The sequence below is a fragment of the Bacillus sp. AFS029533 genome (assembly GCF_002585125.1).
GTDB lineage: Bacteria > Bacillota > Bacilli > Bacillales > Bacillaceae_G > Gottfriedia > Gottfriedia luciferensis_B.
Genome location: NZ_NUQC01000004.1, coordinates 24491 through 44175 on the forward strand (window position 1 = coordinate 24491; position 19685 = coordinate 44175).

15 protein-coding genes and 4 tRNA genes are annotated in these 19685 nt (G+C 33.8%); 18 read left to right on the plus strand and 1 reads right to left on the minus strand.

Annotated features, from left to right (window positions below; all coding sequences use genetic code 11):
- The first annotated feature begins 7 nt into the window (after positions 1 to 7).
- From COE53_RS01800 to rlmH, 15 genes are all read left to right on the plus strand, one after another.
- Positions 8 to 1984, plus strand: a complete 1977-nt coding sequence (locus tag COE53_RS01800) for a DHH family phosphoesterase (RefSeq protein ID WP_025568962.1) — start codon at positions 8 to 10, stop codon at positions 1982 to 1984.
- Positions 1981 to 2424: a 50S ribosomal protein L9 gene (gene rplI / locus COE53_RS01805; protein ID WP_025568963.1), complete on the plus strand. Its 444-nt coding sequence runs from the start codon at positions 1981 to 1983 to the stop codon at positions 2422 to 2424. Before COE53_RS01800 ends, rplI begins: the two co-directional genes overlap by 4 nt.
- Positions 2425 to 2451: 27 nt before the next feature.
- Positions 2452 to 3810 (plus strand): replicative DNA helicase, encoded by a 1359-nt coding sequence (gene dnaB, locus COE53_RS01810; protein WP_025568964.1) that lies wholly within the window; start codon positions 2452 to 2454, stop codon positions 3808 to 3810.
- Positions 3811 to 4061: 251 nt separating this feature from the next.
- The gene (locus COE53_RS01815) at positions 4062 to 5351 is read left to right on the plus strand and encodes an adenylosuccinate synthase (protein ID WP_069033645.1); all 1290 of its coding nucleotides are present in this window, start codon (positions 4062 to 4064) and stop codon (positions 5349 to 5351) included.
- A gap of 151 nt (positions 5352 to 5502) precedes the next feature.
- A tRNA-Lys gene (locus tag COE53_RS01820) sits at positions 5503 to 5575 on the plus strand.
- A gap of 19 nt (positions 5576 to 5594) precedes the next feature.
- Positions 5595 to 5666, plus strand: a tRNA-Glu gene (locus tag COE53_RS01825).
- A gap of 24 nt (positions 5667 to 5690) precedes the next feature.
- Positions 5691 to 5766: transfer RNA gene (locus COE53_RS01830), tRNA-Asp, on the plus strand.
- A 6-nt stretch (positions 5767 to 5772) separates the two neighbouring features.
- A tRNA-Phe gene (locus COE53_RS01835) sits at positions 5773 to 5845 on the plus strand.
- Between the two features lie 337 nt (positions 5846 to 6182).
- Positions 6183 to 6887, plus strand: coding sequence for a response regulator YycF (yycF, locus tag COE53_RS01840; RefSeq protein WP_025569158.1), 705 nt, complete (start codon positions 6183 to 6185; stop codon positions 6885 to 6887).
- Positions 6887 to 8722 (plus strand): cell wall metabolism sensor histidine kinase WalK, encoded by a 1836-nt coding sequence (walK, locus tag COE53_RS01845; protein ID WP_029715380.1) that lies wholly within the window; start codon positions 6887 to 6889, stop codon positions 8720 to 8722. Before yycF ends, walK begins: the two co-directional genes overlap by 1 nt.
- Entirely contained in the window at positions 8719 to 10071 is a 1353-nt protein-coding gene (locus COE53_RS01850; RefSeq protein ID WP_025569161.1) for a YycH family regulatory protein, read from the plus strand. The genes walK and COE53_RS01850 overlap by 4 nt, the downstream gene beginning before the upstream one ends.
- Positions 10058 to 10855 carry a two-component system regulatory protein YycI gene (locus COE53_RS01855; protein ID WP_069033646.1) on the plus strand — a complete coding sequence of 266 codons (798 nt, stop codon included), beginning with the start codon at positions 10058 to 10060 and terminating at the stop codon, positions 10853 to 10855. The genes COE53_RS01850 and COE53_RS01855 overlap by 14 nt, the downstream gene beginning before the upstream one ends.
- A 2-nt stretch (positions 10856 to 10857) precedes the next feature.
- Complete coding sequence (locus tag COE53_RS01860) at positions 10858 to 11652, plus strand: MBL fold metallo-hydrolase (protein WP_069033647.1); 795 nt, start codon at positions 10858 to 10860, stop codon at positions 11650 to 11652.
- 74 nt (positions 11653 to 11726) lie between these two features.
- Entirely contained in the window at positions 11727 to 11918 is a 192-nt protein-coding gene (locus COE53_RS01865) for a CxxH/CxxC protein (RefSeq protein ID WP_387325021.1), read from the plus strand.
- Positions 11919 to 11977: 59 nt separating this feature from the next.
- On the plus strand, positions 11978 to 12457 hold the full coding sequence (gene rlmH / locus COE53_RS01870) for a 23S rRNA (pseudouridine(1915)-N(3))-methyltransferase RlmH (RefSeq protein ID WP_069033648.1): 480 nt from the start codon (positions 11978 to 11980) through the stop codon (positions 12455 to 12457).
- Between the two features lie 248 nt (positions 12458 to 12705).
- Here the strand turns inward: rlmH and COE53_RS01875 are convergent, their stop codons facing one another.
- Positions 12706 to 14193, minus strand: coding sequence for a DNA/RNA non-specific endonuclease (locus COE53_RS01875; RefSeq protein ID WP_084006860.1), 1488 nt, complete (start codon positions 14191 to 14193; stop codon positions 12706 to 12708).
- A 757-nt stretch (positions 14194 to 14950) separates the two neighbouring features.
- On the opposite strand from COE53_RS01875, the gene COE53_RS01880 reads away from it, so the two are divergent.
- The 3 genes from COE53_RS01880 (at position 14951) to COE53_RS01890 (ending at position 19317) form a co-directional block, all read left to right on the plus strand.
- Entirely contained in the window at positions 14951 to 15637 is a 687-nt protein-coding gene (locus tag COE53_RS01880) for a response regulator transcription factor (RefSeq protein WP_069033649.1), read from the plus strand.
- Positions 15612 to 17693 carry a HAMP domain-containing sensor histidine kinase gene (locus COE53_RS01885; RefSeq protein ID WP_069033650.1) on the plus strand — a complete coding sequence of 694 codons (2082 nt, stop codon included), beginning with the start codon at positions 15612 to 15614 and terminating at the stop codon, positions 17691 to 17693. Before COE53_RS01880 ends, COE53_RS01885 begins: the two co-directional genes overlap by 26 nt.
- A gap of 136 nt (positions 17694 to 17829) precedes the next feature.
- Positions 17830 to 19317 carry a WD40/YVTN/BNR-like repeat-containing protein gene (locus tag COE53_RS01890; RefSeq protein WP_069033651.1) on the plus strand — a complete coding sequence of 496 codons (1488 nt, stop codon included), beginning with the start codon at positions 17830 to 17832 and terminating at the stop codon, positions 19315 to 19317.
- The last annotated feature ends 368 nt before the right edge of the window (positions 19318 to 19685 follow it).

The following is a 19685-nucleotide window of genomic DNA, read 5'->3' on the forward strand; positions in this document are numbered from 1 at the left end:
TGAACATATGCAAGATTTTCATAAGAAACAGATGTTTCTTATACCCGTCTATCTTTTAACTGCTCTTTCAGTGTTTCTGATCGGAACTGTAGTCTATATTCAACCTAAAATAGGGATAATTTTTATCGTTATCTTTTTATGCGTTATTTTTCTAGTTGTAAAGTTAGAAATTAAGTACCGCTACGTTTTAGATATGTATATAGAATCAGTTATGTCGAGAGTGAAAAATTTAAGTAACGAAGCAATTACAGAAATGCCAATTGGAGTATTACTTTATGATAGAGAGTACCATATTGAATGGGGCAATCAATATATTTTAAATATTTTAGATGATCGTTCATTAATTGGTAAACACATATATGATCTATCTGAAGGATTAATGGCTTTAATTTCGAAAAAAGAGAAAAAAGAAGATGTATTGAATATAAGTAAAAGAACATATCGGGTAGTTATTAAAAGGGAAGAGCGATATATTTACTTATTTGATGTGACAGAACAAGCACAACTAGAGAAGTTATACGAAGATCAAAGAACAGTAATCGGAATTATTTTACTAGATAATTACGATGAAATGACACAGGGCTTAGATGATCAGGAGCGTTCTAGTGTAAATGGTGCAGTAACAACAATGTTAAATAGTTGGGCTAATAGCAATGGTATGTTCTTGAAACGTGTTTCATCCGATCGATATAGTGTAGTTTTAAACGAAGGTATTCTAGCAGCATTAGAAAATAATAAATTCTCTATATTAGACCAAGTAAGGGAAGAAACGACAAAGCGTAATTTACCTCTTACTCTAAGCGTCGGTGTAGGAGTAGGTAGCTTGAATTTAACCGAACTTGGCCAACTAGCTCAATCTGGTTTAGATTTAGCACTAGGGCGCGGGGGAGATCAAGTAACTGTAAAAAATATTAACGGTAAAGTAAAGTTTTTTGGTGGGAAAACTAACCCTGTAGAAAAGAGAACGAGGGTTAGAGCGAGGGTAATCTCGCATGCATTAAGAGATTTAATGAAGAGTAGCACCAATGTTATGATAATGGGTCATAAGTTACCTGACATGGATGCTCTTGGTTCAGCAGTTGGGATCTTAAAAATGGTAATGCATAATGAAGTGGATGGTTATGTAGTAATTGATAAAGATGAAGTAGATAAAAGTGTTAATCGTTTGATGAGGGAAATGTCTAAAAATGAACAATTTATGTCTTGTTTTATTTCACCCGAAAAAGCAAAAGAACTTATTTCTGAAGATACATTAATAATCGTAGTAGATACTCATAGACCGACAATGGTTGAAGAAGAATCACTTTTAAATGAGACAGATAAAATTGTTGTTATAGACCATCATCGAAGAGGAGAGGACTTCATTAAGGATGCAATTCTAGTTTATATGGAGCCGTACGCTTCCTCTACTGCAGAATTAGTAACTGAGTTGTTGGAGTACCAGCCTAAGAAAATAAAATTAAGCATGCTTGAGGCAACAGCCTTGCTTGCAGGTATTATTGTTGATACAAAGAGTTTTACTTTCCGAACAGGGGCACGAACTTTTGATGCAGCGTCTTACTTACGTTCGAATGGGGCGGATACGATCCTCGTTCAAAATTTACTAAAACAAGATATGAATGAATATATTCGCAAAGCAGAATTGATAGAGGAAGCCTATATGTACAAAGAGGGCTTTGCGATTAGTTTTGGAAAAGACAAAGTAAACTATGATCAAGTATTAATCGCTAAGGCTGCAGATACATTATTAACGATGACTGATGTCATTGCATCTTTTGTTATTGCGAAAAGGTCAGATAATGTTGTTAGCATCAGCAGTCGATCATTAGGGAATATAAATGTTCAATTAATAATGGAAGAGCTTGGCGGTGGCGGTCACTTAACAAATGCTGCTGCACAAATTGAATCTTCTTCAATCAGAGAAGTTGAACAACGTTTATTGAGAATAATCGATGAATATATTGAAGGGAGAACAAACAAATGAAAGTAATTTTCTTAAAAGATGTAAAAGGAAAAGGTAAAAAAGGAGAAACTAAAAATATCGCAGATGGCTATGCAAGCTTCTTAATCAAAAATGGAGATGCTATTGAAGCTACTGCAGGTAATATGAAAACTCTTGAAGCGAAAAAGAATAAAGAATTAAAAGATGCACAAGCCGAATTAGAAAATTGTAAGAAGCTAAAAGAAACAATTGAAACTTTAACAGTAGAACTAAAAGCTAAATCAGGTGAGGGTGGCCGTCTTTTCGGATCAATCACAAGTAAGCAAATTGCAGATGAGCTTAATAAAGTACATGGTATTAAACTAGATAAGCGTAAATTCGAAATGAATGACGCGATTAGAGGACTAGGTGTAACAAATATTAAAGTAAAATTACATCCTGAAGTAAGTGCAACTTTAAAAGTACACGTTAAAGAACAATAAGAAAAACAAGCATCTGGAGGACTAGAAATGAGTGATTTGCTAAATGATCGTACTCCACCACAGAATATAGAAGCTGAACAGGCTGTATTAGGGGCCATACTGTTAGACTCAGAGGCGCTAATATCAACTTCAGAACGGCTTTTACCAGATGACTTTTATCGAGCTGCCCATCAAAAAATATTTGAAGCGATGCTTAAGATTGCTTCAAGGAATGAGCCTCTAGATGTTATCACGCTAACTTCTGAACTAGCTAATCAAGGAGTATTAGAAGAAGTAGGAGGAGTATCATATTTAAATGATTTGCTGGCTTCAGTACCAACGGCATCTAACGTTGAATACTATGCAAAAAGCGTTGAAGAAAAATCTACTTTAAGAAGATTAATAAGAACCGCTACAAATATTGTAACGGAAAGCTATGCGCCAGATATTCCAGTGGATGTTGTACTAAACGAGGCTGAAAAAAGTATTTTAAAAGTAGCTCAGCGCACAAATGTTTCTGGTTTCCAAAGTATCAAAGATGTAGTATTTACTACATTTAGTAAAATTGAGACTTTATTTAATCAACGTGGCGAAATCACCGGTGTACCGACAGGGTTTACTGATTTAGATCGTATGACAGCGGGATTTCAACCGAATGACTTAATTATAGTAGCTGCCCGTCCTTCTGTAGGTAAAACAGCTTTTGCATTGAATATCGCTCAAAACGTAGCGACTAAAACAGATGAAAACGTAGCAATTTTCAGTCTCGAGATGGGAGCGGATCAGCTTGTAATGCGTATGCTTTGTGCGGAAGGGAATATTAATGCACAGGCATTGCGTACAGGTAATCTTGAACAAGAGGACTGGAATAAGCTTACTATGGCTGCTAGTAGCCTAGCTGGTACGGGTATATATATCGATGACACACCTGGTATTAGGGTAAATGACATACGTGCTAAGTGTAGAAGACTGAAGCAAGAGCATGGCTTAGGAATGATCCTAATAGATTATCTTCAGCTTATTCAAGGTAACGGTAAAAGTGGAGAGAATCGTCAGCAAGAGGTATCTGAAATTTCACGATCTCTTAAAGGACTGGCGAGGGAATTAAAAGTACCTCTAATAGCCTTATCTCAGCTATCACGAAGCGTTGAGTCAAGACAGGATAAACGTCCAATGATGTCCGATATCCGTGAATCAGGAAGTATTGAGCAAGATGCGGATATTGTTGCGTTCCTATACCGAGACGATTACTATGATAAAGAATCAGAGAATAAAAATATCATTGAAATCATTATTGCTAAACAAAGGAATGGTCCAGTAGGTACTGTTTCGTTAGCATTCGTAAAAGAATATAACAAGTTCGTAAACTTAGAACGAAGGTTTGATGAGCAAGCACCAGGTGCCTAAAAAATATTGTCATCTATCTGATTTCTACTACTTCGAATCTTATCTAAAAAATAATCACATAGTGAATCTATGTGATTATTTTTTTTTGTTAGGGCAAACTATTTTTATCAAATTCTTTAGTTTGTATTTACGAACAAATAAAACTTAGAACAGAATTATTCAAAGAGATTTATTGACAAATTCCGTAAGTTTGATATACTAGTTTTGGTTTTAGTTCGGAAATAGCGTATTTTAATCGGAGGTGCAGTACATTGTCATCAGTAGTAGTAGTTGGTTCTCAATGGGGAGACGAAGGAAAAGGAAAAATTACTGACTTTTTATCACAACAGGCAGAAGTAGTTGCTAGATATCAAGGTGGTAACAATGCAGGTCATACAATCGTATTTAATGGTGAAAAGTACAAACTTCATTTAATTCCATCAGGTATTTTCTTCTCAGATAAAATTTGTGTTATTGGAAATGGTATGGTTGTAGATCCTAAAGCTTTAGTTCAAGAGCTAGCATACCTACATGATAAAGGTGTTTCAACTGACAACTTACGTATTAGTAACCGTGCTCATGTTATCTTACCTTATCATTTAAAACAAGATGAGTTAGAAGAAGAGCGTAAAGGCGATAATAAAATTGGTACTACTAAAAAAGGTATTGGACCAGCTTATATGGACAAAGCTGCTCGTGTGGGAATCCGTATGGCAGACCTTTTAGATAAAGAAGAGTTTTACGAAAAATTAAAACGTAATCTTGAAGAGAAAAATAATTTATTTGAAAAAATGTATGATTCAAATGCATTAAATATCGATGATATTTTTGAAGAATATTATGAGTTCGGACAACAAATTAAAAAATATGTGTGTGATACTTCTGTTGTATTAAATGATGCAATTGATGGTGGAAAGCGCGTATTATTTGAAGGCGCACAAGGTGTAATGTTAGATATCGACCAAGGTACATACCCATTCGTTACTTCTTCTAACCCAGTTGCAGGTGGAGTAACAATTGGATCTGGCGTTGGTCCGACAAAAATTAATCACGTTGTTGGTGTTTGTAAAGCTTACACTACTCGTGTTGGTGAAGGTGCATTCCCAACTGAACTATTTGACGAAATTGGAAATACAATTCGTGAAGTAGGTCGTGAGTACGGTACAACTACTGGAAGACCAAGACGTGTAGGTTGGTTTGATAGTGTAGTAGTTCGCCACGCTCGTCGCGTTAGTGGTATTACTGATTTATCACTTAACTCAATTGACGTATTAACAGGTCTAGAGACTGTAAAAATTTGCGTTGCTTATAAATTCCGTGGAGAAACAATTACTGAGTTCCCTGCTAGCTTAAAACAACTTGCAGAGTGTGAGCCGGTTTATGAAGAACTTCCAGGTTGGACAGAAGATATTACTGGAGTAAAAACTCTTAATGAATTACCAGTTAATGCAAGACATTATGTAGAACGTGTGTCTCAATTAGTAGGTATTCCATTATCTGTATTCTCAGTTGGTCCTGACCGTAACCAAACAAATATCGTACGTAACGTTTACGGAGCTTAATATAATACAAAGCCCTTAAATAAAAATTTAGGGGCTTTTATTATTTTTTTAAAAAAACTATTGCAAATTTATTAGAAAGTATGATAAGATAAATCTTGTCGTCATAACTAGTACTTAGTTTATGAAGTTAAAGTAATATATTTTAAATTGTGAGCCATTAGCTCAGTAGGTAGAGCATCTGACTTTTAATCAGAGGGTCGAAGGTTCGAATCCTTCATGGCTCATCTTTTCTTAAATGAATGTGGCCCGTTGGTCAAGCGGTTAAGACACCGCCCTTTCACGGCGGTAACACGGGTTCGAGTCCCGTACGGGTCATCCTTTTTTAAATAAAATTATCTTGGTCCCGTGGTGTAGCGGTTAACATGCCTGCCTGTCACGCAGGAGATCGCCGGTTCGATCCCGGTCGGGACCGCCATATAATGGCTCGGTAGCTCAGTCGGTAGAGCAGAGGACTGAAAATCCTCGTGTCGGCGGTTCGATTCCGTCCCGAGCCATCATAAAAACTACTGTATATACAGTAGTTTTTTATTTTATATCGACCTTATGAAAATAGAATAAATCAGTTCGATTTTACAAAAAAACCTACTTAATTTAAAATAGAAGTACGTGGAGTAGACCTCTAGCAACAAGCTAGAGGTTTTTTTCGAAAATCTAGTGTTTATATACAAAAAGAATAACACGTAAGATGGTAGTCGTATTATATTTAGAGAGATAGTCCACAAAACGAAATTGCTATGATAAGTTTATTTGTTGCCTAATTTAATATTAAATTGCAAAAGATATGTATAGAATTGATGGTAGCAAAAACTGACTAGAAAAGGAGTGCGGGGAATGAATAAAAAAATATTAATAGTCGATGATGAAAAACCAATTGCTGATATATTGAAGTTTAATTTAGAAAAAGAAGGTTTTGAAATTGTTTGCGCGTATGATGGAGAGGAAGCATTACAAAAAGTAGATGAGTTTCTTCCTGACCTAGTTTTATTAGATATTATGTTACCAATTAGAGATGGTTTAGAAGTTTGTAGAGAAATAAGAAAGAACCATGAAATGCCGATCATTATGATTACAGCAAAGGACTCAGAATTAGATAAAGTACTAGGTTTAGAAATGGGAGCAGATGACTACGTAACAAAACCATTTAGCACACGCGAGTTGCTTGCCAGAGTAAAAGCAAATTTACGTAGACACCAAACAGGAGCTCCATCTGAAAAAGAGGAGTCAGTTGAAGTTATTATTGGCTCGCTTGTTATCAATCCAAATGCTTATATCGTAACTAAACGTGGCGAGAAGATTGAATTAACTCACCGCGAATTTGAATTACTATATTACTTAGCGAAGCATATTGGACAGGTTATGACGAGAGAACATTTACTTCAAACTGTTTGGGGTTATGATTATTTTGGAGATGTACGAACTGTCGATGTAACAATTCGAAGACTTCGTGAAAAAATTGAGGACAATCCAAGTTATCCACTTTTCATTGTAACTAGAAGAGGAGTAGGATATTACCTGCGTGATCCGGAGCAAGATTAATGGCAGCTTATAATAAAGTTGGTTTATTTAAATCAATTGTATTTAAATTTGTACTTGTTTATATTTTACTCATCTTAGTAGCTATGCAAATTATTAGCGTTTATTTTTCAAGAGAGCTTGAAAAGCAACTCGTAAACAGTTTTACAGTTGCGATAAACGAACGTGCTAAGCTACTGGCTTATAATATAAAAATAGAGTATGAAAAAAAGAAAACTCTTGATGACCCAGAAGTAAAAGCTAATATCCAAAAAATAGTTTCCGACTTTGGAAAGAATATCGGAATATCAGACGTAAGAGTTATTAACCAAAATAGTGAAGTCATTGCAACTTCAGATTCTAGTAATCGGTCTATTGTTGGTAAAAGGACTACTGATATTTTAGTAAAGAGAGCTCTATTAGTAGGCACTAGAACTGAGAAAGTATTAATTGATCCTAAAAATGGTCATCGAATGAAAACAATTGTTACCCCAGTAATGGAAGGTGACGAAATTGTTTCAGCCATTTACACGAGTGCTTCGATGGAAAGTACTTATGAAAGAATGGAATTAATTAACCGTATTTTTTCAACTGGTACACTTATAGCAGTAGCGATTACATCCATATTAGGGATACTATTGGCTAAAGCAATTACAAAGCCAATCTCTGAAATAAGAAGACAGGCCCAAGAAATGGCGAAAGGAAACTTCTCTCGCAAATTAAAGGCCTATAGTGAAGATGAGATTGGTGAATTAACGATATCATTTAATAATCTATCTCGTAATTTACAGCAAGCCAGAGCTTCGACGGATGGAGAAAGAAGAAAGCTTCAATCAGTACTAGAGCATATGTCAGATGGGGTTATCGCAACTGATCGTAGAGGGAAAATTATTCTCTTAAACGATCCAGCTGAAACGATGCTTAATGTTTCACGTGAAACAGTATTAAATAAATCAATCTTAGAAGTATTGGGAATCGAAAAGATTAATACTTTAGATGATTTATACGATGAGCCAGATTCAATCATGTTAGATTATAGTAATAATAAGAGACCAATGATTATCCGAGCGAGTCTTTCAACTATTCAAAAAGAATCCGGTAAAGTTAATGGTCTAATCGCTGTACTTTATGATGTAACTGAACAAGAAAAAATAGAGCAAGAACGAAGAGATTTTGTTTCCAATGTGTCACATGAATTAAGAACACCGTTAACAACGATGAGAAGCTATTTAGAAGCATTGTCAGATGGAGCTTGGGAGAATAAAGAAATTGCACCTAAGTTTTTACAAGTAACTCAAGATGAAACAGAACGAATGATTCGATTAGTAAATGACTTATTACAATTATCTAAGTTAGATAGTACTGAATATCGTTTAATGAAAGATTGGGTTAACTTCACGGAATTATTTAATCGGATAATTGATCGACATGAAATGAGTAAGTCTCAAGAAGTATCGTTCAAACGTGAGTTTATAAGTAAGACAAGATTTGTATTTATAGATGAAGATAGAATTACACAAGTGTTAGATAATATTATTTCAAATGCATTAAAGTATTCACCAGAAGGTGGGACTGTAACTTATCGTATTAAAGAGTCTAGAGATCAAATATTAGTTAGTATAACTGACGAAGGTATGGGAATTCCAAAAGAAAATCTATCAAAGATATTTGATCGTTTCTATCGAGTAGATAAAGCTAGATCGAGACAAGTTGGGGGCTCTGGACTAGGGCTTGCTTTGGCAAAAGAAATGATTTATGCGCACGATGGTCATATATGGGCTAAAAGTGAAGAAGGAAAGGGTACAACAGTCTATTTCACACTTCCAGTGGCTGATGACCAAGAGGATGAGTGGGAATGAGAAGAGAACATATAAAATCAGTTGTATTAACTACTCTTGTTATCGTAAGCTTAGTTCTTTCATATAGCTTATGGTCATATCAACCAACATACGATGTACTTCAAAATCAAGACTATGTCCAAAAAGTTTCGATTGGTGCAAAAAGAGACTTTAAGGACATAGTAATTCCGAATTTATTAGTTGTTCATGAATCAAATAAGAATTATGAAACAACTAAACAGGGGAATATATCACCAATTTATAGATCATTGCAGAAATCCGAAATCACGAATTTTGAAAACCTGACAAATAAAACATCTGAAGTTGCCTACCAGTCAATTACAAAAGGAAAAAATAAATTAGAAATTATTTTTCCAACTGTAGTGCCAGTAGAGACATTAGGTAAAGTTCTTAATCTAGATGCAAAACGATTACAAAATGTTTTATTTGACCGAATCATCATCAATTTATCTACTAAACAGGATTCTTCAGCAAGGATTTATTTTTCAAATGAAGCACAAAGTATTCTCTATGGAGCAACCTTTGATAACTCTTCAATTATTGCTTCTGTTGAAAAGATTCGAGACAATTACGAAAGCTTTACTGAAAGCTTAAGATATAAGTTAGATTCAGGTAAAATAATTTATTTACCTAAAAAACCAATCAAACTAACTACGATGGAGTATCTTACAACGGATATTGATGTTGATAAATTAAAAGATGCTATATTTAGTGATCCATCAAATGTCCGAAAAGAAAGTACCGATTCAGGAGATACATTCACAGATGGTACTAGACTAATGTCAGTTTCACCATTAAATCGAGCGATTTCATTTGTTAACCCGACAACACCTGAAAACAATAATAATCAAAGTCCTAATTTATTAGTCCAAAGAAGTGTTGATTTTATTAATGCTCATGGTGGCTGGACTGATGGATATATTTTGTCTGGTGTTAAACCTGAGAATAATGAAGTTTCATTTAGACTTTTTGTAAATAATTTACCTGTGTATAATAATTCAACAATTACGACGAGTTGGGGAGTAGACGATATAGAAACCTTTAAGCGTCCATTGTATAAATTTAGAATCCAGGTGGACAAGAAGGATAGTGAAATGGAGTTAATGTCAGGTTCACAAATTATGGACATCATATCTAATAATAAGTCTATTAATAAATCCCTTATAAAGGATATTAGCTTAGGGTACGAGACGATATTTGATGAAGATAAATCAACAATCAATCAACCGTACTATAACAGAGCAATCCTGTTAAAACCTGTTTGGATCATAAATTATGATGATACCTATAAGAAGATTGATCAAGATATGCTAAGTAGAACTGGGGTGAATATTGTTGGATTGGAGTAGAATCAAAACAATATTTATTTTAACTTTCTTAGTATTAGATTTATTTTTAGCGATTCAATATTATCAAAAGCGAAGTAGTGATCAGTTTGATACGATGGCGGAATCGAGTATTGAGGACCAATTAAAGGAAAATGATATCACATATGTGACATTACCTAAAAATTCTTTAAAGGAATCTTATATATCAGGTAATAGTAAGGATTTCTCGAAGAAAAATTTTGCTGATCGAAAAGGACAGAATATACAAATCTATAAAGATGTATTACAAAGTCAATTAAAAAAACCAGTTCCAATTGCAGAGACAAATAAAATACTCTTCTTAGAGAACTTCGTGAAGGAGTATGTTTGGAATGGTGGTAACTATCATTATTGTCAAATAGATCCAACGTCAAAAACGATATACTTCTGTCAAACCTATAAAGATCGCGTAATTTATAATATCGAAAGCTCAGTAGTTGAAATAAAGTATAACGATAATAATGAGATTTATGGGTATCGCCAAAGATATTTAGAAAACTTAAAAGAAATGATCGATAAAAAGAATGTCCAAGAAGCTTTACCAGCAATTAAAGCCATTGAAAATTTATTCGTTAAAGATGAATTAAAACCGAGTGATCGAATTACAAAAGTTGATTTTGGCTATTATACAGTAATCCCGTTATCGAATGGAGTTAAATTCATAGCACCAGCATGGCATATCGTTGTCAATGAAAAGCAGGATTACTTTGTAAATGCTATTGAGGGACAAATAATTAAGATAGATAAAGAACAATGGAGTGAATAGCGATGAGTCTGCATTTTAGTGTACTTGCAAGTGGAAGTACCGGAAATGCGTTATACGTTGGGACGGAGAAAACTAAGCTTTTAGTTGATACAGGACTAAGCGGTAAAGCGATGGAGTCTTTATTTAAAGAAATCAACAGGGATATAAAAGAAGTTTCCGGCATTCTAGTCACGCATGAGCATAGTGATCATATTAAAGGACTTGGAGTTCTTGCCAGAAGATATCAAATCCCAATTTACGCGAACGAAAAAACATGGAAAGCAATGAACCATTTAATTGGAGACATTCCAACAGAGCAAAAGTTCATTTTTAACATGGAAACAACGATTCAGTTTGGGGATATTGAAGTTGAATCATTTGGTGTATCACATGATGCTGCTGAACCAATGTTTTACGTATTTCATCATAATGAGAAAAAATTTGTTACAATTACGGATACAGGCTATGTAAGTGACCGAATGAAAGGGATCATTTCTAACGCAGATATGTATATTTTTGAAAGTAACCATGATGTCGAAATGTTACGCATGGGTAGATATCCATGGAGCATTAAGCGCCGTATTTTAAGCGATGTTGGTCACGTATCAAATGAGGATGCTGCACTAGCAATGTCAGATGTAATTGGGGACAAAACAAAACGTATTTATCTTGCTCATTTAAGCCAAGATAATAATATGAAAGAGCTTGCCAGAATGTCTGTTACTCAAACATTAGAGGGAAAAGGGTTTGAAGTTGGGATGCAATTTGAAATTCATGATACGGACCCTCAAAAACCAACAGATATAGTGTATGTATAAAACAAAGCGCATACTTAAGGGGAGAGTTTACTTTCTCCTCTTTTTTTTGTGCTAAAAAAAGGAGCTGTGTATAAGTGGAAAAAATAATTTTAAGCTGTGATGAGCACATAGAATGGGCTCTTGACGATTTTGTGGATAAGTATAGTGAAACACCCCTGTTGAATAAAGTCGAAAAAACGCATAATATATCCACAACCTGTGAATATTGTCAAAATGATGCCATATATATTGTATCGAACATAGATTCCCCCACTAAATGTGGATAGAAATTGTGGGTATGTGGATAACTTTTGTGTATAACTTGTTCGTAAAGTGAGGATATAGTGTGAATATCTCAATTATCAGTGTTGGAAAGTTAAAAGAGAAGTATTTAAAGATGGGGATCGATGAATACATAAAACGATTATCTAGTTACGCAAAAATGGATATTATCGAAGTCCCAGATGAGAAGGCACCAGAGAATTTAAGTGATGCAGACATGCTAATCGTAAAGGAAAAAGAAGGCGAAAGAATTTTAAGTAAAATAGCAGAAGATGCTTATGTAATTGCACTAGCTATTAAGGGGAAGGAACATACATCTGAATCACTAGCAAAAAAAATAGATCAACTTGCCACATATGGAAACAGCAAAGTAGCATTTGTGATTGGTGGGTCATTAGGTCTAAGTGATGCGGTGATGAAAAGAGCGGATGATACATTGTCATTTTCAAAAATGACTTTTCCACATCAATTAATGAAGTTGGTTTTAGTTGAGCAAATTTATCGTTCATTTAGAATTAATAGGAATGAGCCGTATCATAAATAATAAGGAAATTATTAAAATTAATCTTCTGTAAAAAGACGCAAGAATGTTGTTAAATCAACATTTGATCTTGTCATATTTAAATGATGAGATGTCAAGGATGCAAGATAAAATTAATAAATCTCAACGTTATTTAACGGTATAAGCAGTAAAATAGAAAAGGGAATGTGCCACAAAAAGTTGGATCACATTCCCTTTTCTATGTATATAGGCTAATTTCCTATCAGAGGTGAAGAAACGATTCTCTAGACTTAATTTGTAGGACCATTGTCAACGCTAGCTTCAATGGCACTTTGAACGTTTGCAGGCACTGAAGATAGGAAATCATAACCAGTCAAAGACTCAATAGAATCTACACTTACCCTATAGTAACTCCAAGGATGGCTAGAAGTGGTTTGATCATTTGGTAGGACTACAGCAATTACTCTCGTAGAAGCTGTAACTCGACTTAAATCATTATTTCCATTAGGTAATACAACGATCACTTTCCATGTTTTTGCTGGTACCACAACGCCATTCCCAACAGTAGTCTTATATCCATTAGACCCAGTGCCTCCTGATCCATAGCCACCAGATACTACATATAATTCATTTCCAGCAGTTACAAGTGAACGACTATACTCTTCTAAATTTGCCCAAGTAACTTCGTTGTTGTTTGGAGCTTGTGGAATCATATTGCTCATTAGAAAAGTTGCTGAATTGTTAGCAACAGTAGATGTTCGGTCAGCTGATGGACACATATGACCTCGATCAAATCCGCTTCCTGAAAATTCACTAGCAGTAACTTGATACCAGCCTGATGGCAATGTTGTATCAGCACGGAAATCATCCTGACGAGCGGCACTTCCAAGATCAGATGAACCTACATGCCAGCTAACCCAGTTAGGCTCGTGTTTGCTATTGTTGTAAGATAGATCATACTGAGATTTAACCATTAGATAATTATTAGAATTAGATGTATTACTTGTTGCGCCACTTGGGTTTCCTAATCCAATATGATCATTATCAGTGCCCGTTTGTGTTTCTGTTGAAGGTTCTGCTGTGGAAGACGAATTTTGAGGAACTATACTGCTCGTATTCACAAAGTCATTAGCATTATTATTCGTGTCCCAACCATTCCCTTGGCCTTGGGCAGTTCCACCATTGTTGTCCTTACGTTCTACACTTGTTGTAGCAGAAAGAGTACCTACTGGTGTAGTTTCTGAATCATTTGCAGAGCCGAAACCAACAAAATCCACGACATTTGAATCAGCTGAACCTGATACCGCAGTCGTAGCTTTAGCTAATGCAACTTTTCCGCTGCTTGCGCTTAAGTTGATTGTACCTGTAACATCCGCAGTTGGAAGGTCAATCGTTCCGCCACCGCCGCTTGCTTCTTTAATTAATATATATTGATGTGCTCCAATGCTTCCTGATAAATTTGTAATGTTACTGAATGCACCAGTAGAAGAGGCATATTGAATAGACCATCCAGATAAGCTAACACTTGAATTTGTCGGATTATAAAGTTCAATATAATCATTTTTATAGGAAGAACCGCTATTACCTCCACCACCATAAATTTCGCTGATCACAACATGGGTTCCCACAGCAGCCTGTGCGGGTTTATTAAATAAATTCCCAAACGTACCACCTAAAAAGACTAAACTAGTACAAACAAGAAGCGCTGTATTTCTCTTAAGATTTCCTTTAATTTTTTTAGATAATCTAATCTTTTGTTCAGATCGACTTTCTAACATATAACAAAAACCTCCTAATAAGTTTTAAAATTGATTTATTGAATGAATGGAGTAGTAAGAGCATTAATTGCCCATGGTTAAAGAGAAGTAAAAAACAAATTATTCGTTGGTTCAAATGATGAGATTCTGGTTGAAGATTCTTTGTGTACCCTAGTTTCTGCAATGCAATATGTACAATACAAAAGGTGAAAAAATAACGACCTTTTTGAAATTAAGCAAAAAAAAATACTGTTTAAAGTTGGATTTACGTAAATTATCTTGCTACCGGTCTATGTAATCCTAAATAGCCTTTTAAGCACCTCCTTAAGTGTTTTTTGTAGTTTTGCTTTTTTTTACAAACGAAAATATGATATGGGCAAAAAATCATAAGATCAACTTCTTATCTATTCACAAAACATAGACCGTATGACTTAGATCTATAATCTGTAATCATTTAATTTGCCTATTTCCACAATAGCATAATTAAATTTGGAATAGTTTTAATTTTTTGTAAAAAGATAAAAATCTTTTATTATAACTCTAACAATGTGGTTACCATAAATTAGTTAAAATAATGAGTGAAAAATGCGTACCTCTTATGGAAAATAAGAGGATTTTAATTGATTTTATATATGAGAGCCATTATTGATTTTTTATAATCATAAGAAAATCTTAAGATTTACATAGAGAGGTTATTAAGATTTTACTGATATCATCTTCTTACATGAAAAATAAAGAGGTGATAAAATTTTGAAAAAGGGAAATAGGAGAGAAATACATGAACATATTAGTTTGCGATGATGATCAGTCAATTGTAGAGGCTATTTGTATTTATTTAGAAAATGAAGGTTACAGCATGTTCAAAGCCTTTAATGGAGTAGAGGCTCTGGAAATCATCGAAAATCAGGAAATCCATCTCATTATTATGGATATTATGATGCCTAAGCTAGATGGGATTCGGACTACGATGAAGATCAGAGAAAGTTATGGAGTACCTGTCATTATGCTGTCTGCGAAGTCCGAGGATTCTGATAAAATTTTAGGCTTAAATTTAGGAGCAGATGATTACATAACAAAGCCATTCAATCCTTTAGAGCTCATCGCACGAGTTAAATCACAACTGCGGAGATATACAAGCTTAGGTAGTCTTGAAACAAAGAATAGTTTATATCGTAGTGGAGGGCTAGCAGTCGATGATGAAAGTAAAATCATTACAATTGATGGGGAAGTTGTTCATCTTACTCCAGTTCAGTATAAAATTGTAAAGCTCTTGACTGAAAATGCTGGTAGGGTATTTTCAATTGAAGAAATTTATGAAAGAGTATGGAACGAAACGGCTTTTAATCCCGAAAATACTGTATCAGTCCATATACGAAAAATTAGAGAGAAAATCGAAATAAATCCTAAAGAACCAAAATATTTGAAGGTGGTGTGGGGAGTTGGATATAAGGTCGAGAAAATATAGTCATTCGTTAACTACAAAAATAATTGTATTTACGCTTGTTGTTCTTTTCTTTTCAGGTATATTAAAATCGATTGCAAATATAGAGGCTTTAACCGACGATGATTTTGGAATAGTCTTTGAAGATAATTACTTTCTCAGCAAATCCTATATGCAAGAAGTTAAACCAATTATTACTAGCCTGACTCAGTTAGTAGTTGAGTATAAAAGTGAAGAGAATATTTCAAAGGGTGGAGCAATTAGCACAGAGGATATGAGATCAATTGAAGAATCTTTATATCCCGACTTTACGGAGAGGTCAAAAATATATAATCCAAGTTTAAGTGAAGAAGAAAACTTTGAAAACTTTAAAAAGGCTTATACAAAAGAAATTAATCAAGCAAAGAATCAGATGGTAACGGATGATTTAAAAAGATATCAAGGTTTAATGCAAATTTTAGGAGAAAAGAAAGATCTATTATATTATGCCACTGATGGAGTTAATGAGTTTACAAATAACACTTTAAAAGGCCAATTCAAAGGGAACCCTTCCTATGTAATTTATAAAAATTATAAAACAGAAATTTATCCAGCAACAATTGAAAAGAATAAGCGTTTTAATTGGATTACCGGAAATTTACATCAGTTAAATGAAAAAAATATGGAAGTTTCTATAGCGTTCACGCAAGATGCTTTGAATCAAAAAATAAAAGAATGGAAAGAAGATAAGTCAATTGCGACGAAAGCATTTATTCTGTTTATAGGATGTACAGTCGGATTCTTATCATCTTTTGTGTACTTAGCACTTATTATAGGTAGAAAAGCATTTAATGATCGAGAACTTCATTTAAACACAATTGATAAATTATTTAATGATGTTAATGTTGTATTGATAATGGCTCTAATTTCCTCTTGGGTAGCATTAGTAGACATGCTAACAATAGAGGTCATTAATAAGTTAGTATTTTTCCTTACAATTCCGTTTCTGATCGTGGCACTAGTGCTAATTTTATCAATCATAAAACAGATTAAAAACGGAACACTGTTAAAACATACATTAATCTATCTTTCATTAAGTAAGTTTTTTACTTTTATTAAAAATGTCTATAATAGTGGCAGTACTGGTGTTAAAACGGTTTTACTTGTAGTTGGCTATCCAATCTTAATTGCGTTAACATTTTTTATATTCCCAATCACGATCGGCTTTGCTGCGTGGTTTGCATATAAACAAGTAAAAAAATTCAATGCAATTAAAGAAGGCATCGAGCAAATAAAAGCAGGCGATTTCAATCACCATATAGAGGTAGATGGGAAAGGTGAGTTTGCAAGTCTTGCTAATAATATAAATACCATTACAGATGGTTTGAAAACAGCCGTTAATCGTGAACTAAAGAGTGAGAGGATGAAAACTGAGCTTATCACGAATGTATCACATGATATTAGAACACCATTGACGTCAATTATTACGTATGTTGACTTATTAAAAAAGGAAAAGGACCCTATTAAAATACAAGAATATGTAGGAGTTTTGGATCAAAAATCGCAAAGATTAAAGCTATTAACTGATGATTTATTTGAAGCAGCCAAAGCGTCTAGTGGAACAATTCCTGTTCATCTTGAGCGTATAGATATTTTATCGTTATTAACCCAAGGCTTGGGTGAAGTTAATGCAAAAGTAGAAGCTCTAGATTTAACATTTAAAATAAATCATCCCAAAAATAAACTCTTTGTTACAGCGGATGGAAAACTATTATGGAGATCTATAGAGAATCTATTATCTAATATATTTAAATATGCACTCAGAGGATCAAGAGTATATATTGATATAGAAGATATGGGGAATGATATACTTCTAACTTTCAAAAACATTTCTGCTTATGAATTAAATATTTCGGCTGATGAACTAATGGAACGATTCAAAAGAGGCGATGAATCGAGAAATAGCCAAGGTAGCGGTTTAGGTCTTTCAATAGCGAAAAGTCTAATTGAAATTCAAAAAGGGCAGTTTTCAATTCAAGTTGACGGTGATTTATTTAAGGCGATGATTCGAATACCTAAACAAAATAGTTTAATTTCTTAAGATCAAATAATTAAGATCTAGCACTCCTGTTCAAATAGGGGTGCTTTTTTATTGAAGGAGACAAGGAGGTAAATCACGAGTCATGCAGAAATCCAGGAAAACAAAGTATACTTAGAATGGATGAATAGAACGACAAATTCAATTAGGGGGGATTTATAGATTGAGGGGAAAAGTAAAAAGAACACTTATAACATTATTAACAAATCCGATTTTCTTAATTGGATACTGGGTTTTTGGACTAAAGTTAGCTTCAATATGCAAGTATGGAAGTATTGATAAAAATCTACCTATTTTATTAGTAAGCATAGCCCTATTAATATTGGTCATTTTATTTACCATAATAAGAGTTATAAAAGGCAGCGAGCGTAAACCGAATAAACTATCAGACTTAAAAGTATGGAAATTTATTTCTATTGTCTTGTTTGTTGCTATTACATTATTTTACGGAGCGAACATATATAAAAGTGCGACTAATTTTGGCGGTAAACTTGCGTGGTATATAGAACGACTAAAAAATCAAAGATCAATTAAATTTGAGCATAACAATATCTATCAATATGGCGTAGAAGGTATTTTTGAAGATATTAATAATAAACATACATTACCCAAGAAATTATATATGGAAAATAATTTTTCCCTTAAATTTAATTCAGATGGATTAATTACATCCTTTGATACATTTGTTTATGGGAAGAATGACAATGGAAAAGAAGAAAGCTTTCTAATAACTTATGATAAAAATAAGTCAGAAAATATTACCGTATATTTACACGGTTATGCCGCTCCTAATTATAATGATGACAAACTGTTAGATCCTTTAATTGAAACCGCTAATGTGATTCCAATTAAAAAAGCAGTTAGCAAATGGAATGAAAGTCAGTATGGATTGATCTATTACGGTAAAAGAAATTGGGGATACAATACAAATGGAATCATCAATATCGATAAGGATGGAAAAGAATATAGTCCGGAAACAGCAAGTAATGAAATCATTGGCTATACAGTATCCTTATTTATCCCTGGGATGGAAAAAGAGATTACACCTGCTAGGTATAACTTAATAGGTAATCCAAAATGGAGCAAACCATCTACTACCCCAAAACAACCTACTTCAGATGAGAAGAAAGACGAGCAAACTAATACAAAGGAACAGTTTTTTCTATCGAAAGAAGTTGGTTATAAACTAAATGTTGCAGATAAAGCATTAGGAAGCACATTTTATTCATTAAGCAAAACCACTGATGGTGGAAATGTATGGACTATTATTAATAATGACCCATACAGCGGAACAGTTGGTGGCGCTTCGGGCATCGTTTTTTTGGATGACAAACTCGGATTTTTAGGAGCAGTTAATCCATCCGGTAATGAAGGAACCTTATACCGCACAGACGATGGGGGCAAAACTTTCAAAAAAGTAAACTATACATCTCATGAAGTAAAGTTGAACAATGGACAGGCTATAAAACCTTTTGACACACCAAGTATGCCATTTATGATGGGCGGAGTTTTAAGCATGTTGGTTGGTCAAGGTTCAGATGGGGATTATAACGGGAATAGTAGCGAACTTTATCAATCAAAGAATAAAGGGCAAACTTGGAAATTTGTCCAGGAAATTAAAAAATAGATCGGATTAGAATGTAGAAAGATCTCTCAAAAAATTGAGAGATCTTTTTTTATGTTCTTAACTTGCGAGTAGAGATAGAATCGCAAGAGAAAAAGCTGAAAAGGATTACTAATTTAATCCAAAAAATGTAAATCTATAAAATTTGTAGAATGACAATTCACAAATTCCCCCAAATCCATTCATATAAAATACTTATGTAAAACAATAACAACAGGAAGATTACTCCAAATTATTAACAAAATCTGACAAAGTTCTTTCTTCACTTTATGCTAAATTTCCCCAATTTACTGTCTATAATACCCCAATTATAATGAAGAATGGCAATTAATTTGTCATAAAATTTTAAAAACTATTAAAATTCAGTCATC